20 protein-coding genes are annotated in these 17642 nt (G+C 45.7%); 11 read left to right on the top strand and 9 right to left on the bottom strand.

The window, feature by feature from the left end:
- The first annotated feature begins 56 nt into the window (after positions 1 to 56).
- A complete protein-coding gene (locus tag JMX98_RS02200; protein ID WP_201584283.1) occupies positions 57 to 947 on the top strand; it encodes a LysR family transcriptional regulator in 891 nt (296 codons plus the stop codon).
- Positions 948 to 1185: 238 nt separating this feature from the next.
- The gene (locus JMX98_RS02205; RefSeq protein ID WP_201584286.1) at positions 1186 to 1746 is read left to right on the top strand and encodes a hypothetical protein; all 561 of its coding nucleotides are present in this window, start codon (positions 1186 to 1188) and stop codon (positions 1744 to 1746) included.
- Positions 1747 to 1853: 107 nt separating this feature from the next.
- On the opposite strand, the gene JMX98_RS02210 is transcribed toward JMX98_RS02205, so the two are convergent.
- On the bottom strand, positions 1854 to 2219 hold the full coding sequence (locus JMX98_RS02210; protein ID WP_201584289.1) for a MerR family transcriptional regulator: 366 nt from the start codon (positions 2217 to 2219) through the stop codon (positions 1854 to 1856).
- Between the two features lie 86 nt (positions 2220 to 2305).
- Here JMX98_RS02210 and JMX98_RS02215 point away from each other — a divergent pair, with 86 nt between their 5' ends.
- From JMX98_RS02215 to JMX98_RS02225, 3 genes are all read left to right on the top strand, one after another.
- On the top strand, positions 2306 to 3184 hold the full coding sequence (locus tag JMX98_RS02215; RefSeq protein ID WP_201584294.1) for an alpha/beta fold hydrolase: 879 nt from the start codon (positions 2306 to 2308) through the stop codon (positions 3182 to 3184).
- Complete coding sequence (locus tag JMX98_RS02220) at positions 3159 to 3554, top strand: hypothetical protein (protein ID WP_201584297.1); 396 nt, start codon at positions 3159 to 3161, stop codon at positions 3552 to 3554. Before JMX98_RS02215 ends, JMX98_RS02220 begins: the two co-directional genes overlap by 26 nt.
- Positions 3555 to 3628: 74 nt before the next feature.
- Positions 3629 to 4153: a PaaI family thioesterase gene (locus JMX98_RS02225; protein WP_058023454.1), complete on the top strand. Its 525-nt coding sequence runs from the start codon at positions 3629 to 3631 to the stop codon at positions 4151 to 4153.
- Positions 4154 to 4665: 512 nt separating this feature from the next.
- Here the strand turns inward: JMX98_RS02225 and JMX98_RS02230 are convergent.
- The 5 genes from JMX98_RS02230 to JMX98_RS02250 all read right to left on the bottom strand — a co-directional run bounded on the left by JMX98_RS02230 (position 4666) and on the right by JMX98_RS02250 (position 8149).
- Complete coding sequence (locus JMX98_RS02230) at positions 4666 to 5235, bottom strand: PepSY domain-containing protein (protein WP_201584299.1); 570 nt, start codon at positions 5233 to 5235, stop codon at positions 4666 to 4668.
- 317 nt (positions 5236 to 5552) lie between these two features.
- Complete coding sequence (crcB, locus tag JMX98_RS02235; RefSeq protein ID WP_201584301.1) at positions 5553 to 5924, bottom strand: fluoride efflux transporter CrcB; 372 nt, start codon at positions 5922 to 5924, stop codon at positions 5553 to 5555.
- A 50-nt stretch (positions 5925 to 5974) separates the two neighbouring features.
- Positions 5975 to 7012 carry a tRNA (adenosine(37)-N6)-threonylcarbamoyltransferase complex transferase subunit TsaD gene (tsaD, locus tag JMX98_RS02240; protein ID WP_201584304.1) on the bottom strand — a complete coding sequence of 346 codons (1038 nt, stop codon included), beginning with the start codon at positions 7010 to 7012 and terminating at the stop codon, positions 5975 to 5977.
- A gap of 151 nt (positions 7013 to 7163) precedes the next feature.
- Positions 7164 to 7688: a c-type cytochrome gene (locus tag JMX98_RS02245; protein WP_201584306.1), complete on the bottom strand. Its 525-nt coding sequence runs from the start codon at positions 7686 to 7688 to the stop codon at positions 7164 to 7166.
- A gap of 77 nt (positions 7689 to 7765) precedes the next feature.
- Positions 7766 to 8149, bottom strand: coding sequence for a hypothetical protein (locus JMX98_RS02250; RefSeq protein ID WP_201584308.1), 384 nt, complete (start codon positions 8147 to 8149; stop codon positions 7766 to 7768).
- Positions 8150 to 8592: 443 nt separating this feature from the next.
- Here JMX98_RS02250 and rpsU point away from each other — a divergent pair, with 443 nt between their 5' ends.
- The gene (rpsU, locus tag JMX98_RS02255; RefSeq protein WP_010195908.1) at positions 8593 to 8808 is read left to right on the top strand and encodes a 30S ribosomal protein S21; all 216 of its coding nucleotides are present in this window, start codon (positions 8593 to 8595) and stop codon (positions 8806 to 8808) included.
- 376 nt (positions 8809 to 9184) lie between these two features.
- Positions 9185 to 9634 (top strand): GatB/YqeY domain-containing protein, encoded by a 450-nt coding sequence (locus tag JMX98_RS02260; protein ID WP_198335705.1) that lies wholly within the window; start codon positions 9185 to 9187, stop codon positions 9632 to 9634.
- 103 nt (positions 9635 to 9737) lie between these two features.
- On the opposite strand, the gene JMX98_RS02265 is transcribed toward JMX98_RS02260, so the two are convergent.
- Positions 9738 to 11441 carry a M48 family metalloprotease gene (locus tag JMX98_RS02265; RefSeq protein ID WP_227679969.1) on the bottom strand — a complete coding sequence of 568 codons (1704 nt, stop codon included), beginning with the start codon at positions 11439 to 11441 and terminating at the stop codon, positions 9738 to 9740.
- Between the two features lie 279 nt (positions 11442 to 11720).
- On the opposite strand from JMX98_RS02265, the gene JMX98_RS02270 reads away from it, so the two are divergent.
- The 4 genes from JMX98_RS02270 (at position 11721) to thiS (ending at position 14060) form a co-directional block, all read left to right on the top strand.
- Entirely contained in the window at positions 11721 to 12179 is a 459-nt protein-coding gene (locus JMX98_RS02270; RefSeq protein WP_201584311.1) for a sulfurtransferase TusA family protein, read from the top strand.
- Between the two features lie 241 nt (positions 12180 to 12420).
- Positions 12421 to 13284: an RNA polymerase sigma factor RpoH gene (gene rpoH / locus JMX98_RS02275; RefSeq protein ID WP_201584544.1), complete on the top strand. Its 864-nt coding sequence runs from the start codon at positions 12421 to 12423 to the stop codon at positions 13282 to 13284.
- A gap of 83 nt (positions 13285 to 13367) precedes the next feature.
- Entirely contained in the window at positions 13368 to 13745 is a 378-nt protein-coding gene (locus JMX98_RS02280; RefSeq protein ID WP_201584314.1) for a DUF423 domain-containing protein, read from the top strand.
- A gap of 114 nt (positions 13746 to 13859) precedes the next feature.
- Complete coding sequence (gene thiS, locus JMX98_RS02285) at positions 13860 to 14060, top strand: sulfur carrier protein ThiS (protein ID WP_105244687.1); 201 nt, start codon at positions 13860 to 13862, stop codon at positions 14058 to 14060.
- 275 nt (positions 14061 to 14335) lie between these two features.
- Here thiS and hpf read toward each other — a convergent pair whose 3' ends face one another.
- Together hpf and rpoN are read right to left on the bottom strand one after the other, a co-directional pair.
- Entirely contained in the window at positions 14336 to 14716 is a 381-nt protein-coding gene (gene hpf / locus JMX98_RS02290; protein ID WP_105244686.1) for a ribosome hibernation-promoting factor, HPF/YfiA family, read from the bottom strand.
- Positions 14717 to 15581: 865 nt separating this feature from the next.
- Positions 15582 to 17309 (bottom strand): RNA polymerase factor sigma-54, encoded by a 1728-nt coding sequence (gene rpoN, locus JMX98_RS02295; protein WP_201584317.1) that lies wholly within the window; start codon positions 17307 to 17309, stop codon positions 15582 to 15584.
- Positions 17310 to 17642: the final 333 nt, after the last annotated feature.

The following is a 17642-nucleotide window of genomic DNA, read 5'->3' on the forward strand; positions in this document are numbered from 1 at the left end:
TTCACCGATAGATTGTTTATAATGAATTTTTCTCACCCAAGTGCTTAGGTTATCTTATGTTAGAGCTTCGTCATCTCAATACACTGACGGCACTGCGCGCGCATGGCTCGCTGGCTGCGGCCGCCGATGAGCTACATGTCACCGCCTCTGCGGTATCTCATCAACTCAAAGAGCTAGAAAACTACTACGATATCAGCCTCGTTAATCGCCGCACCCGCCCGCTGAGCTTTACCCCAGCAGGTAAGATAGTGCTGGCACTGGCCGACAGCATCCTACCGCAAGTCACCCGCACCAAATCCAACCTAAAGCGCCTTGCCCATGGGCAGGCTGGTCGCCTGCGCCTCGCCTCTGAGTGCCATAGCTGCTTTGATTGGCTGATGCCAATACTCAACCAGTATCGCCGCCAGTGGCCGGACGTGGAGCTGGACTTTGCCACTGGCTTTGAGCCGGAGCCACATCACCTATTGATGGAGGGCGATATTGACCTGCTGATCACCACCAGTGATTTGCCGATAGAGGGAATCAGCTATCAGCCGTTATTTGAGTATGAGAGCCGTTTGGTACTATCGCCCACGCATGACTTGGCGGCGCAAGACTTTATCGCGCCTCATGACTTAATCGATGAAACCTTGATTGCCTATCCGGTAGAAGCCAAACGCCTCGATATCATTGCTAATTTTATGACGCCAAGCGATGTGAGCTTTGCCGATATTCGCACCACGGAGCTGACCGCAATGCTCATCCAGCTGGTCGCCAGCGAGCGCGGCGTAGCGGCATTGCCTGATTGGGTAGTAAGCGAGTATGAGAAAAAAGGCTGGGTGGTCTCCCGTCCATTGGGGGACGGCGTGTATTGTCAGCTTTATGCAGCAACGCGCACGGCGAGCCAAGATATGGCTTATATGCAGGGTTTCGCGAGTTTACTTGATGGGATTGTGAAGCCGGTTTAGAGCTTTATTTGTCATAACACTCGTTATGAGAACAATATTTAGTTTTTGAAGATACTTGCGAGTTGCAGACTAGTCCATACTCTAACTAAATATTACGTCTTTCATAGTATGATTTTTACTAAAGGCTTAGAACACGTATACATTTAAAGAAATACACAGCTGATAATTTGTTGGATTTTTTGACCAGGCAGGGGGATAAGGATTTGATGATAGACTTAGTAAAAGGGCTTGATATTAAGTGAAACACTTAACAAAACGACTGAAACAATTCAAAGTATTAACATTAACTAGAAAAGTTCAAATAGTCATTCTTCTATTAACTTGGATAGGGCTAATAGCCTGGGCAATACTGAGTTGGCAAGGTAGAGACTTCCCTTTAGAGTCTGAGCTTAATTATAGTGAAGGTATTGTAGGCAGTTTGGACGTAGGTGAGGGAAATCACATTTTTATGTTGTTAGATCTCAGTAATCCTAACCGTAAAGAAGTATATGGGTGCAGCTATTCAGCTTTTGATGCTGACTCCTCTTGTTTTGCCAAAAAATATTTAGAACCGATTGAAGGTAAAAAAGCCGTGATAGGGTGGTATATACAGAAAGATTTTCTAGGCTTCCATAATGGAATTAGACAGATAGTAAGTCTTGATGTGGAAGATCGCGAAGCTGGAATTAAGGAGGTAATTACTTATCAGAGGACTTTAGACGCTATAAAGGGTATGAATACGTATATGAATATGGGTTTTATTATATTTATAGCATTCTTTTATTACTGGTTTTGGCGTTTTATGGATTTTATAGAGTAAAGAGGATACGGTACCCCTAGTGAGGACTTGAATGATAAGCTGTGGGCTAATAGTACCAATCTTTCAACTTGCTGAAATAGACACAGTGTACTTTTTCATAACTTAGATTAAAGAGCTAGCTTATCCTTATAAGAACACATGCCTTTTAATGCATCATCTATTAACGTTTTCATTTTAGATAACTCTAGAATCTTAACTTCAATTTGCTTATTTTTTTCTAGAAGCTTTTCACCCATTTGTGATTGGGTCAGGTTGTTTGAATACAATAGCTCTGTTAGCTCTTTAATCTCTTTTAAGGTGAAACCTAACTCCTTCGCCATAATAATCATATTGAGCTGTTCCACAATCCTGTTATCGTAATCTCTATAACCATTAGATTTTCTAGATGGTGACGAAATTAATCCTTCCCTTTCGTAAAAACGAATGGTATCTCTGCTTAATCCGACTATTTCAGTTAATTCTTTTATATTCATTATCGAGCACCCTCAATTAACGCTTGACTGTGGAGTAATGTCCATAGTTTATAGTAGGCGTTAATTAACAACAAGTAGGGTTTTTTATGGATATTAATATATTGACGGACGACAACGTCGAGCTGCGTGCCACTCTTTATAAAGCTGCTAATCCTAAAGCCGTTGTTCTAATAAACCCAGGAACCGCTACCAATACTTCTTATTATTTACCTTTTGCTAAATACTTAAGAGAGCATGGTTTTCATGTCATTCTTTGGAACTATAGAGGGTTTTGCGATTCTAAAGTGAGTCATCTAAAGGATTGTCATTATCAGTATTCTGATATCGGACGGTACGACATTCCAGCTGTTATCGATACAGCCAAGCGCCTGTTCAATGATTTACCCTTGTATTGCGTAGGGCATAGCGCTGGAGGTCAACAAGTTGGTCTTGCTCATAATGCTGATCAATTGGGTGCTTTAATCGCAGTGGCTGTCTCAGCAGGATACTTTAGCTATATGCCGCTTCGCTATCGTCTTAAGGCTAACTTCTTTTTCCGCTTTTTAGCCCCGCTTAGTAATAAAGTCTTTAATTATGTGCCGGCTAAAAGCTTCAAACTCATGGAAGATTTACCTGCTGGTTTTGCAGATGAATGGGGGGCTTGGTGCCGAGAAAAAGAGCTGTTTTTCTCAGAAAAATTCTATGGAAAAACCATTCCCGTTGGGACTTACAAGAATTTTAATGTGCCAACCTTCGTCTTTACTGCCGATGATGATGAAATCTGCACTGAACGCAACCTGCATAATTTTTGGAAAAATGTGACTAGCAACCAACCTATCACTTTTAAACGCTATACCATTAGCAAGGGATCAGACCAATCAATTGGGCATTTTGGCTATTTTAGAAGCAAGAACACTCATATTTGGCAAGATATTTTAGAGACGATCAACAAGGTACACCATGATAAATCGTTACAAACATTATAAAACCTTAATTTTCATTGTATTACTTAATGTGTTCTCGAGCATTTTGCACTATGTTCATAATGTGGTTTATTTTGACCACTATCCTGAGCCTGATTGGTTATCCCCTCATCTGGTAGATGCTTTTTGGTTCGTCATGACACCAGTCGGTATCTATGGCCTGATTGTGGCTGTCAAAAGTCAGATGAGCAAGGGGCATTGGTGGCTTTATTTATATGCCTTGATGGGTTTATTGTCATTACTACACTACAACGTTGAGACTGATAATATTATGACGATCACCATGCACAGTCTTATCTGGTTTCAAGCAATATGTGCTTTTTGGTTAATCGGCTATGTAACGATGTATTTTAAAAATAAAAGCAAACATTAAGAACACTAATTGATAAAACTTTGGTCTTTATAAGAATGAGCTAACCTCTTATTTGTCTTTTTAAGGAATTGAAAATGAATGTTGAAGAAACTATAGCAACATGGGAAACAGAAGAAGCACTCATTAGAGAAAAGCTAGGTGACGCTGACGTCATTCCATTATCAGACTTAACCACTCGCAGCGGTATGGACATTTTTAATGCTATGTTTGCAGGAGAGCTGCCTCATCCTCCTATTGGTCTAACGCTCGACTACACTCCTATTCATATGGAAAAAGGTATTGCCGTCTTTCAAGGGCGTCCAAAGCGTCATCATTACAACCCATTGGGTACAGTCCATGGTGGCTGGTTTTGTACGCTTTTAGATTCTGCTGTTGGCTGCGCTGTACATACCCTTTTACCAGCAGGAAAAACCTATACAACTTTAGAGATAAAAGTAAATATGGTGCGAGCTTTGACAGTGGCAACACCTTTAGTACGGGCTGAAGGTAAAGTCATTCATGCTGGTCGAAGAACAGCAACTGCTGAAGGAAAAATTGTAGGGCCTGATGGCAAGTTGTATGCTCATGCCACCACAACCTGCATCATTCTTGATGTTTAGATAGAATTTTCGATATAGTCGATACACTCTAAAAATGTCATAGCGCTACTGGGATGAATTTTGCGCAGCCTCTGGGAACGCAGCACGCAAGTAAAATTTATACCAGTAGCGCGTTTAAATCCATAACAGTTTTACATTCAGCTAACTATAGTTAATGAAGCTTACCTGACAGTCTCAAGTCTAATAGCTTCTAAACCAAAGAAAACCGCTAAGAATATGATGTTACATGAGTATAAAAATACGGTTGGCTGGCCGCTCAAATTCAGTAGACAATCTCTAAAAACCATCAACTGAGCCTTTCCTAAATTTCGTGTAAGTACTTCTACAATCTAAATAATAGTTAAACACTTTTTAGGAAAGGCTCAAAACGGCCAGCAATCCACAAATATGAACCCACACTAGATACCAATAAGTGTTTATTTAGACTTGCTATTAAAGACCCCAAGCCACTTGAGAAAGTAGCTTGGGGCTTTTTAATATTTGAGGCTATATGCAATACAGGGTATCAGTAGTTAATCATCACGATCAACGTCGCTTACCTGACTGCGAGTAATCTTACCAGTCATGCTATCGACAACGACTTTATGAATTTGATTGCCTTTACCAATTTCAACTTTGTAGACAGACTTACCAAAATCCATGTCGAACCCTACTTCAAGCACTTTCCCTTTCAGCGTTTGGTTTGCTTTTTTTATAGCTTGAGACAAACTCACTTTTGCTTGTTTCATGGCCTTATATTCTGCCAAGTCTTCTTTGTCTAAACGCTCTGTGTCTCCTTTCGTGACCTTGCCTGTATTGGCATTCACACTGACTTCTTGTTCATTATTATTGGTAACGATTTTGATATCGTAATGGCTATTTTCGTTACGATCTTCTTGATCAAAGTCTGCACTGATGATATCGCCTTTTACCGCTTTATTAGCAAGGGCCAGCGCCTGCTCTAGACTGATCTTACTCTGTGATGCTGCCGTTACCTCATTCATAGCAGTGGCTGCTTGAGTGGCTGAAACAGAGGCCATGCTAAAGCTTGCGACACTTAGTGCCATTACAAGAGATTTCTTCAATGTTGATAGTTTTTTCATAATAAGATCCTAAAATGCGTCAGTTTTTCGGCAGACTGTTTATTAATTAGAATAAGAGATTAATTTAAAAGTAAATAATGACATACAGTTAATCACTATGTCTAAGTGGTTTATGCTGAAAAACGTAACTGACGTAACGGGTATTAGGACAAATAACATTGGATAGAATAATAGGGTTTCATTGGTTCTCTTGGAATATACCCCAAGGGAACCAGCTATTTCGCCTCTCAAACCTACTAACAGACTATTTAAAATAGACTGCAATAAAGGAACCACTTAAACCAAATCACTAATCAAACAAGTAATATCTAGAGATGCTAAAGTACCAACTTAAAAAAATAAAAGCCAATCGCAGTCGCCAGCAATGTCAGCCCCACGTGCAGACCGATCAACGCCAAACCTGCCAACAGCCGCCCATCATGAATAAAACTAAATACTTCTGCACTAAAGGTACTAAAGGTAGTTAACCCGCCCAAAAACCCAGTAATCACAAACAGTCTGATATTAGGCGATAAATCGCTACCCATACGCTCAAACCAGACGAGCGCAAGGCCAATCAGCAGACCGCCCAAGACATTTGCACCAAGCGTGCCAAGTGGTATCCAGTGATGCAGTGGATTAAAGCGCGCTAAATAGCCACGTAAACACGCGCCTAATGCCGCTCCTAAGCCTATTGCTAGCCACTGCATAGATTATCCTTCCTTTGTATGGCTTTTACACTTTATATGCCTGCTAGACATTACAACGCAGGTAACTCCGTCATCGACCAACGCGGTACGCAGCTGACGGCTAGATCATCAGCCTGCCCAGCTTGTAGGCGCTCAAAGCCAGCATAAGCAATCATCGCCCCATTGTCAGTACATAACGCTGGCGGCGCATAATGGACGGTCGCATTTATTTTAGCCAATTCAGCTTCTAAGGTTTCACGCAAGTGCGTATTGGCGCTGACCCCGCCCGCGATAACGAGTCTGCTCATATTCGCTTGTTTAAGCGCTTTGACGCATTTTTTGACTAGCGTATCGACCATCGCGTGTTGGAAGCTTGCGGCAATATCGGCGCGTACTTGTGGGTCACTGTCAGAGCCAGCAGTGTCTTTGATAAGATTATGCACCGCTGTTTTCATACCGCTAAAAGAAAAATCCAGTCCACGATGCAGCATCGGCCGCGGCAGCTCATAGGCGTTTGGATTACCGGTCCCAGCAAGCTTGGCAATATTAGGGCCGCCGGGGTATGGCAGGCCGAGCATTTTTGCCGCTTTATCAAAGCACTCACCCGCGGCATCGTCGATCGACTCACCTAGGATTTCATATTGTCCAATACCGTATGCGGCGATCAGCTGCGTGTGCCCGCCAGATACCAGTAGCGAGACAAACGGAAACGCTGGCGGATTGGCACCCATCAGCGGCGCCAGCAAATGCCCTTCCATATGATGAACCCCTATCGCAGGGATATCCAAGCCGTATGCTAAGCTACGACCAAACAGCGCGCCCGTCATCAGCGCACCGATAAGGCCTGGGCCTTTGGTATAGGCGATAGCATCAATGTCGTTTTTACTCATATCACACTGCGCGAGCAGCTCATCGAGTAGCGGTACGAGCTTACGAATATGATCGCGGCTGGCAAGCTCAGGCACCACGCCGCCATAGACAGCGTGCAGCTCAATTTGTGAGTATAGCACTTGCCCAACTAGGCCCTTATTAGCGCTGTTAATCTGCTCGCTATCAAAGATCGCCAGTCCCGTCTCATCACAAGACGTCTCTAAACCCAATACCTTCATATTTTTGCCTTTATCATACCTTGGTCTGCGTGTTGGTTTTGACCACGCTTTTATCTGCGACTCTCTATCTAAGCACTTGCACAAAAAAACCGCCATTGTCTGTCACAATGACGGCCAGTTTAGCAAATTTCAATGGCTCATATCGCCTAAATCAGCTCACGGCAGCTACCATATAATCGACCGCTGCATAGACCTCCGCTTCGCTTACTTTGTCAGTCGCCTGCGCGGGCATCTTGTTAAAGCCCTGCGCTGAGTGCATATGTAGCGTCTCTATACCCTTAGCAAGACGCGGCGCCCACGCTGCTTTATCACCGTATTTTGGTGCATCGAGCAGACCTGCTTCGTGGCAGACTTTACAGTTGGACTCGTATAGCTTCGCCCCTGCATCAGCTGCCAACACTTCAGGCTCATCTGGGGTTGGTGGCTCGACTGCTTCGGCCGGTTCAGCTGTCGTCGTTGCTGGCGCTTCTGCCGGCACGGCTGGCTCAGACGTCTGCGGTTCAGGTGCTTCAGGCGCGGCGGCAGGTGCCTCCTCTACTGCCGTGCTCGTTTCGGCAGACGCGTCAGCGGGCGGCTCGTCAGTATTATTATCACTACAAGCGCTTAGCATCAATAATGCACTGATGCTGATGGCCGATACGGTCAATGTATTTATACGCTGTGGTTTGTTCATCATGATCACACCTCTATTTGCTATTGTATGTCGATGGCTGCCGACGACAGCGCATACACTGATAGACCATCAAAAGAGCGTTATTCGTTGGTCGCAGGCTCAGCATCGGCGTCTGCTTCCGCATCATTAGCTGGCATGTCAGCTGCGCTATCGGTAGCAGCTGTCTCAGTGGTGCCAGCATCTGTCGCCTCACCTTGGGTGTCTGTGCTTTCAGCCTCGGTACTTTCGGCATCAGTGCTTTCGGCATCAGTGCTTTCTGTCGCCATCGGCGCTGTCTCGGGAAAATCCATTTGTTCAGCGGCAGGAGCGTTGCTACGGGCAAGCTCAGAGGCCTCATCGACACGGTCTTTGGCCAACACTTGATGCGACTCGCCTTCTTTGTCGCCACTACATGCGCTGATACCAAAGCCTAAAGCGACAACAAATGCGGTGCTTAGCGCCGTACTTAGTACTGATTTTTTCATTGCAACATCCTCAATAAAGTGCACATAAAACGATTGATATGATGCAAATAATCATAGCATAAACTCTACCCAAACCGTTATAGACAGTAGGGTTTTTTCTTGATGGCCACACTTGCCAAAAGCAGCTCTATTGATGCATATAGTCCATCTCACCTTGCACTGACCAATCACACCTTATCAAACATCATTCGCTTTTGTTTGGTATTCATGACGCCGCCATACTGTACCAGCGGACAAAAAGGGCGCAACTTAATGATAATTATGAATTAATCAGCAAAAAACATTGACTTTACTACTATTTTTTATTAAAATACTCGCCCTTGTGCTCTAGCACAAAATTGTCCTAGTTTGAGCTGATGCCGGTAATCTTGAGATATTACGGCTAAATACTACTATACAGCCAAACTAATGCCCTTATATCTCATCCTAATCAAGGAGTCTTCATGCCTGCAGTTAAGGTTAAAGAAAACGAACCAGTTGACATCGCTATCCGTCGTTTCAAACGTGCTTGTGAAAAAGCCGGTGTACTATCAGACGTACGTAAGCGTGAGTTTTATGAAAAACCAACGCAAGTACGCAAGCGCAAAAAAGCCGCTGCTGTAAAGCGTTATAAGAAAAAATTGCAACGCGAAACCATTCGTACCACTCGTATGTACTAATCACTTATTTGATTAGCTAAATACCAGCGCTACAGGAACGCCACTGCTATCGATTGATATCAGTGGCGTTTTTTGTGCTACAATTTTTATTATTATTACTGATATAGTCGATCCGATATAAAGATATAAAAACGGTACAGTGAGATGAAAAGTTGTTTTTCGCAGCATCTGTCGGCGTAGGCACAGCAAGCAAGCCAACTTTTCATTGAGCGGCTTGATAGCCATGTATCTGATTTATTTGGATTCAAGCATATATTATTATCAGCTCATACGGTATTCATAAAACTATACTCATAAACCATACCCATAAAAAACACCAGCACAAGCCGTTTTTATGGCACGCATCCCTAGTCTCTAATCCATAAGGATAATAACAATGAGCCAACTTAAACAAACACTGTCAGACAGCATCAAAGCTTCTATGAAAGCGCGTGAGCTCGAGCGCGTCAAGGTGCTACGCAACGTGCAGTCAGTCGTCAAACAAATTGAAATCGACCGCCAGATCGAGCTAGACGATGCCGCCGTCTTAGAGGTACTACAAAAGCAGCTAAAACAGCGCCAAGAGTCACTCGGTATCTTTACCGAAAATGGCCGTGATGATTTGGCAGCCAAAGAGCAGTTTGAGATCGATGTTATTAATGAGTTTATGCCCGCCCAGATGGACGATGACGAGCTTGCCGCTTTGGTCAATGCAGAGATTCAAGCGCAAGGCGCAACATCGATGCGCGATATGGGCAGTGTCATGGGCGTGCTAAAGAGCAAAACGGCAGGCCGCGCCGACCCTGCCACCATCTCAAAGCTGGTCAAAAACGCGCTACAAGGCTAAGCGCTGTAAATCTAGGCACTACAAATCTAAGTATAACGGTTTCGCGCGAGCAGCGGTATCTCAGTGAGCATTTACATCAGTAACCGCCCCAATCAACAACCGCCTAAGGCTCAAAGTCTTGGGCGGTTTTTACGTTTTTGATCTCAGCTTTGATATTGGCCAGTAGTGGGTGCGCGCTACCAGCTTGCGCAGTATTTTGGAGATTGTCTGCCAGCTGCTTGGCTTGTGTCAACGAGGTAAGCGCGGCATCATAACGCCCACTCCACAGCTGGTCATGACTGCGATAGCGCAGCGCATTAATGGTAGCAATATTGGCCAGCTTTGGTGTGGTGGTGGTTTTGGCCAGTTTTTCGTTGGCCAATTGCAAGCTTTGCCACGCATAGCGGTCACTTGGCTGCTGCTGGGTCAAAGGTTTGAGTAATGCTTGCGCTTGGAGCGGCTGATTACTATTGGTCAGCGCCTCTGCCAAATAGAGTCGCAAATCACGGCGCTCAGGATAGAGACGCTGCTGACTGGCCAAAATATCCGCCGCTTTTGCCCAATTACCTTGCTCAGCTAACAACTGGCTATGAGTAATCGATAAAAGTGGCTCAAGCCTTTGACGCTGAGCGGCGGGCAGTTTGTTTAGCGCTGCAAGTATCTCATCGGCATCGTCAAAGCGCTGCTGCTCGCTATACCACTGCATCAATGCCAACTTGGCCCCAACGCTGTTTTTGGCCGCTGTCGTTAGCATCGTTTCTGACGCATGCTTACCTGTACTCTGTACGCGCCAATAGAGCAGGTCAAACAGTGCTTGGTGGCGCTGCTGCTCGGCCAATGATAAAGGTGGATAGTGCTGGGCTCGGCTTTGCGATTCGCTCAAACGCTCGTTGCTTAGTGGATGCGAGCGCACAAAGCTTGGTAAAAATCGATTTTCAACTTGATTGAGCTGGCTTTGCTGATTCATGGTGGCAAAAAATCTTGGCATCGCCCTTGGATCATAGCCCGCTTGGGTCATAATTTGCATGCCCACACGGTCGGCCTCGCGCTCGTTATTGCGGCTAAACGCCATGCTACTGTTCATCGTCGCAGTCTGGCTCCCCATCATCACGGCTGCGGCAGCATCTCCATCGACCGCCGACGCTGCAATGGCTGCCAGCATACCGCCTATCTGCATCAGTAGCGCTTTTTTGCGCTCGTCTGCCCCGCTCTCATAATGGCGCTGACTAATATGAGCAACTTCGTGAGCAACGACGCTTGCCAGCTCATCCATACTACTGGCGGCGAGTATCGTCCCCGTGTTGATACCGATGACGCCTCCTGGCGCGGCAAAAGCGTTGATACTTGGATTATCAATAATGACCAAGCCCATCGGTGCCTGCTGCCTTGCTTGTGCATTGAGCCGCCATGTCATGTCTTTGACGGTCTCGTGTATCCACGGATCATGCTCCATCTTGATGCTTTTATTGATATTGCGTAGTGACCACTCACCGAGCAGCTTATTGTGATACTGCTCAGCAAAACTCAGTCCTTGCCCGCGCAAGCTTGGCAAACTTAGCTCTTGGGTATCGGTGGACTGCCACGAATCATAAGGCGCAGATGACGCTTGACGCAGATCATTGCCGGCGGCGTGACTACTCTTAGGGGTCACAGCGGTCATCGCCGATATGGTCAATATCGCCGCTGATAGGATAGATAAGGACAGCCTGTGAGCCACGCTGTGCCTGCGCTTCTGGATAGAGACAGTATCAGGCATCAGCAAAGTCGGCGACGATGCTGCTTCATAGGCGACTGTACGGCCTTTGAGCGATTGATGAAAATAAAACAAATGCGCATCCTATACAAATAAATCCCAACGTCGTTTTGACTATACGAGCTTGTTTGTGCAAAATCAATTGTCCCGCACCTGTGACTACCAATAACCACGCAGACCGTCACGATTGTGCAACATGACTGTGCAATCGTTATATCATTATCGTTATCATTCTAACGAACTGAACATGACGTTGACTATATTCAACTGCAATCGCCCCTGCGCTATTTGTTATAATGACAAACCATCACCCCTCTCTTAAGTTAAAACCCTCGCATATGATAAGGTTTGTTTATGTCTGCCGATAGTCAGCCCATCACCCGCCCCGCCTCTGACGTTATCTACTTCGCGGCGGATTTGTCTGCAACTGAGCAACAGCAAAGCTGCGAGCTGCTACGCTTGCTGGGTGACGCAGTACTCATCAGCGATACGCCGCTGGACATGACACCGCCGCGCCTGACAATAAAAAAACTGGTCGACGGCCGCGGACTGGCCTGCCCGATGCCTTTATTAAAGACCAAAGTGGCTCTGCGTGAGGTGGCAGCAGGCGAGTCGCTATATGTGGTAGCGACTGATCCCAACTCACAGGCAGATATCACCGCGTTTTGTCGCCAAAGCCAGCAAATGGGCAGCGCAGCACCTTTGTCTTTAAGCGTCCATGAAGTGACCCATCAACCTGCCAATGATGATAAATCTGTCGCGCATTTCGATACAATATATCACTTCATCATTACCAAAACCGATAGCAACTAACGGTGGCTATCCTTTACAATTACAACTATAAAGATTTTTATCTGACTATTTGCTTAACTATTTAACCAAGGTCAAGAATATGGCTAATACTTCTAATAATGCTGCAAAAACGAGTAAAAAAGACGAGGCAGCGCCGATAAAAAATGAAGCACGCGATGCGGCGCTAAAAGCCGCTGCCGAGCGGCCACCCTACGACGCCAGCACCCTTGGCGACACCAGCACTCGTGACTTGGTGCCTGCGATGCCGACTCACTTGACGGCTCCTGGGGTAAATCTGGGCGCTTATATTAATACTGTGCACCAAATCCCTATTTTGACCCCAACGCAAGAACAAGAGCTTGCACACCGCTACTATGACGAAGGCGATGTCGAAGCCGCGCGGTTACTCGTGATGTCGCATCTGCGTTTTGTTATTCATATCGCTCGTAGCTATTCAGGCTACGGATTGCCGCAGGCGGACTTGATTCAAGAAGGTAACTTGGGACTGATGAAGGCGGTCAAACGCTTTGATCCTAATAAAGGCGTACGTCTGGTATCCTTTGCCGTTCATTGGATCAAGGCGGAGATTCATGAGTTTGTGATTCGTAACTGGCGTATCGTCAAAGTCGCCACCACCAAGGCGCACCGTAAGCTGTTTTTTAATTTACGCAGCTTAAAGAAAACCAATAATCAGCTAACGCTAGAAGAAGCGGATGCCATTGCCAAGGACTTAAACGTCACGCGTAAGCAAGTGCTAGAGATGGAGTCGCGTCTGACCTCTTATGACGCCTCATTTGAAGCGCAATCTAGCGATGATGACGATGGCCGCTATGCGCCGCAGTTGTTTTTAGAAGATGGCATCGACCCCGCCGAGCAGCTCGAAGAAGAAGACTGGGAAGAAAACAACTCCTCAGCACTGCTTGCTGCGATGGGCACATTGGATGATCGCTCACGTGACATTGTCGAGCAGCGCTGGCTTTCTGAGCAAAAATCCACCTTGCATGAGCTAGCAGCAGTCTACTCTATCTCAGCGGAGCGCGTACGCCAGATCGAAAAAAACGCCATGGACAAGATTCGCGATGCCATGACCATCGATAGCGTTATCTTACCTGATGACATTCAATAGACAGTACAGAGTACATGGCAGCAAATAGTACAGAGCAGTAGATAGTGCAGAGGCATGATGCAGTACATAACACGAGTTTTACTATGGTAAATTGGATAGGAATTGCGGCGATTAATATGGCCATTGCCGTGGCTCTAGGGGCATTTGGCGCGCATGGTTTAAAAAACCTCGTCAGCCTGCAGCAGTTAGAGTGGTGGCATACCGCAACGCTGTATTTATTTTTCCATGCGCTCGGCCTGCTGATCGTCGGCGTTTTGATACGTCTAAGGTACGCCGCGCAAGCCCCCGCATGGCTGCTACAAGTCGGTATTATCATATTTGCTGGTAGCCTATATGCGATGACGCTGGGCGCGCCGCGCTGGTTTGGTGCTATCACGCCTATCGGCGGCGTGCTGATGATAGTAGGCTGGCTATGGCTGGCGATATCCGCATTTGCCATCAAGCCGGCGGCCGCAAAATAGCTTGTCAGGGCTGATAGCCATGATAAAAAAATGATAAAGAGTAAGGCGGCTGATGGTATGACCCATATGTCAGCGCCGATAAAAGGAATAAGACTGCGTTAGGGAGCATCTGTTATGAGTACTATTAGTGTCAATGGTAAACATCTACAAACCACACACCAGACGGTGCAGCTGGTCCTCAATGAGCTTGGCTTGAGTAAAGGTCGCTATGCTGTAGAAGTCGACGGCGAGCTGATACCAAAAAGCGAGCTTGCTGGCATGCGTGTCAAAGAAGGCATGAGCATCGAAGTGGTACAAGCCGTCGGCGGTGGCTAGGTCTTAACGCCCGTATAGCTATTTACCCTGCCGTTACGTATCGTCAGTTCGACATAAAGTCGCTATACTGATAATAAACGGCTCTGATTAAATAGCTCTGATATAGCAACCGGCTCTGATATAGTAAATGGCATAAAAGAAAAGACCTTAGCTCATAAGTGCTAAGGTCTTTTCTTTTATGCCGTTTATTTGTTTATAAGAAATTAAGGCCTAATAAGGTAATGACATTATAATAGTAGTTGTGTTGTCCTACGCCCTATTAGACCTTAATAGGATCATACCGCTGGCGCTATCTCGGCTGGCGTCACATCCTGATAACGTCCATCACGCCCTGCCCCTTGCGTTTTCTTACGCTCTTGACGGGTTTTGTACTTACGGACTTGTCTATCGAGCTTGTCTGCCATGTCGTTGATGGCTTTGTACATATCATCTTCACACGCTTGGACAAACATCTCTTGACCCGCCACTCGCATAATGGCTTCGGCCTTATGGCTCTTCATGCCGCCGTCACTGGCGCCGCTATTATCGAGCGATAGTATCACTTTAATACTCTGTATCTGATCAAAATGTCGCTCTACTTTTTCTAGCTTTTCGCGAACTGCCTTGTCCATGGCTTCGGTAACACTGATATGATGACCACTGATAGAAACATTCATATTATTGTCCTTTTGTTTATAACTCACAATCAACAGATGACATAGCCGTCCTGCCTGTATCACCCTGCCTTACCAACAACTCATTAATCAAATCTAAGACCCTTTTTAGCTATGTCTCTGATAGATAGACCGTTAGCCACCAGTATTTTTAGCAAAAAATCAACGTATCCTTATATCGTCATATCGTCTCTTTGGTTGCTAATGAAGATAAATACCGTCAAGGTAAATACATTCTATAAATACGTACTGAGGTTAGACACTTAGATTTTGTACTTGGATTTCGTTGTTGGTATGACTCTAATTTGTCATGAAAGTAGCATAGTAGCAAGCCATTAAATTGTAATTAAATGTAATAAAAACTGTTGTTTCTATCAAGTTTCTATATAATCAAAAAATTTTATTTTTTATAACTAGATATAGGGTGTAGCAACATAGTAGCATGGTCTATGGCTGATATTGACGCAAAAAAATAACGCCGCTCATATCGTGATACTAGCGGCGCTATTTTAGGGCGTGTTGAACATTCACAAATAGGCACTGCTGATCGCTAAAATTGTTCCAGACAAGGCGTAAAGCGACGATAATGCAGATGCCTTAGCTAGATTTGCAACGCAGTGTGGCGCAATTTTAGCATCAGCCGTAGGGACAGGACTCTTTTTTGCCGCTTCATCGTTAAAAATAAGCGCTTAGAACGACTAAGCTTACTATTTTTACCTTCGAATCGTCTAAAAAATAGTCTCTGTCAGTGCCATGGTTGAATGTTCAACACGCCCTAGTTTTTGAGCATATAAAATAAAATGAGCTGAAGACATATCTATTCGAAGATAAGCGCTTGAATATGAGTGCTTGATGATAAAAAGATGCGTTAGTATTTTTGTTTACGCTGGGTGGATGAGCCGATATTCATCGCTTCACGGTATTTGGCCACCGTACGCCGAGCGATATCGATACCATCAGCCAATAGCGTCTCTTTGATACGGCTGTCTGATAAGGGCTTTTTGGGGTCTTCATCAGCAATCAGCTGTTTTATCATGGCGCTGATAGCGGTCGATGAGATATCACCATCTGCGCTACTGACATGCGAAGAAAAAAAGTGCTTAAGTGAAAATAAGCCCTGCGGTGTCAAAATGGTTTTGCTGGTGGTCAAGCGTGAGACCGTCGATTCGTGCAGCCCGACCTCATCGGCAATGACTTTGAGAACCAATGGCTGCATGGCGGTGGCACCCTGCTGCAAAAATGCTTGTTGATGATGCACGATGCTGGTCGCGACTTTTAGTAGGTTTTGGTTGCGCTCTTCGATACTCCTGATAAACAATCTGGCATCGGTGAGGTTGTCACGCAGGTACTGATTATCAGGGCTATCATCACCGCGCTTGACCAAGCTGGCGTACTCTTGATTGACCCGTAGCTTGGGTAGCGTCTCAGGGTTTAGGCGTACTTGCCAGCCGGCCTCCTGCGCGTCAGGCAAACCCGTAGGGCGACGAATGGGTGTGACCAGCACATCGGGTATGTCGTAGCTATCTGGCGACTGAGCATGGTCAGGCTGATTTTTTTGAAAGACGACGCCTGGCAACGGGGTCAATGTGCGCAGTAACGTCAAGGCAGGCATGATGTCCTCAGGAGTCAGCCCTGTGTGCTCGGTCAATGCCTTGATATTATTGCTGACCAGATACTCACTGGCAGATAAAAGCGCGTGAGCTTCTTTTAGATATGCGGTACTAGGATCGAGCTTTGCGAGCTGCAGGGCAAGGCATTCGCTTAAATCACGAGCGCCAACGCCAAGTGGATCGCAAGACTGGACAATACGAAGCACGGCCAATATCTCATCGCGCTCGACCCGCTCCTCCCACTGATAAAAGCTGGCCATGGTATCCAAGCTCTGTAACAGCTCATCAACATCGAGCCGAACAAACCCCATCTCATCCATCGAGTCTATCAAATATTCAGCGATCAAAGTATCGGTGTCTGATAAACGCTTAAAGTTTAATTGCCAGCGCACATGGTCTTGAATAGTAGCAGAGGTACCCCCTTGATAGCTATCAAAGTCCTCATTCGCGTGCTGTGCGATGCTGGTCGTCGGACTGCTCGCGGCGGATGCATAGTTATCGGCACTATAATTATCGATACTATAGTTATCGGTACGATAGTCAGTGACATTGTCATCATCATTGTAGGCCGCTGCGTCGAAGTCCGTTAGATTATCATCACTTGCAAGATCGCCGTTGGTCTCCAGACCGGCTATCGCCAAACGGTCAATGTCTATGTCTACGCCACTATCTGCCCCATACTCGTCCGTCTCTTTTGTGGTGCTACTAAACGCATCGGTGGCCGTCGTCTGATTCCAGTCATCAAGCGTCAAGCTATGCTCAGCTGTCTCCATACTATCGTTCACGCTGCTGTCAGAGCCCTCACCGTCGCCATATTCTTCATCGTCCTCGATGCGTTCGAGCAGAGGATTGCTATCGAGCTTGGCCTGAACCTCTTGCGCCAGCTCAAGACTAGAGAGCTGCAGCAACTTAATGGCTTGCTGCATCTGCGGGGTCAGCTTTTGTGAGGTGCTCAGCGTGGTTGCCAATCCGAACGACATACTCATGGGTGGCTTATTACACTCCGACGATGGTGATAGTCAATAAACAACTGGCTAAGATCATGATTTAGCTCAAACAGGACACGACGATAGCATTTTTTGTTGCAATTTTGCTACGATAATTTATGCCTAGCCCAGATACGCTTATTTTACTATTACTATAAAACCTTCTAAAATCAATGTTTTCGCTATCATTGTTGGCATGCCGACACAGCCAACTGGCAAAACCTGCAAAAGCTCAATATTAGGGCGTGTCCTCAATTCAATCGATAGCCATCTAAATGGGCTAAAAATGGCCAAATTTTGCCAACCATCGTCAAATAGCTGGCTAATATCTCG

The organism is Psychrobacter sp. HII-4 (assembly GCF_904846595.1).
Classification (GTDB): Bacteria; Pseudomonadota; Gammaproteobacteria; order Pseudomonadales; family Moraxellaceae; genus Psychrobacter; species Psychrobacter celer.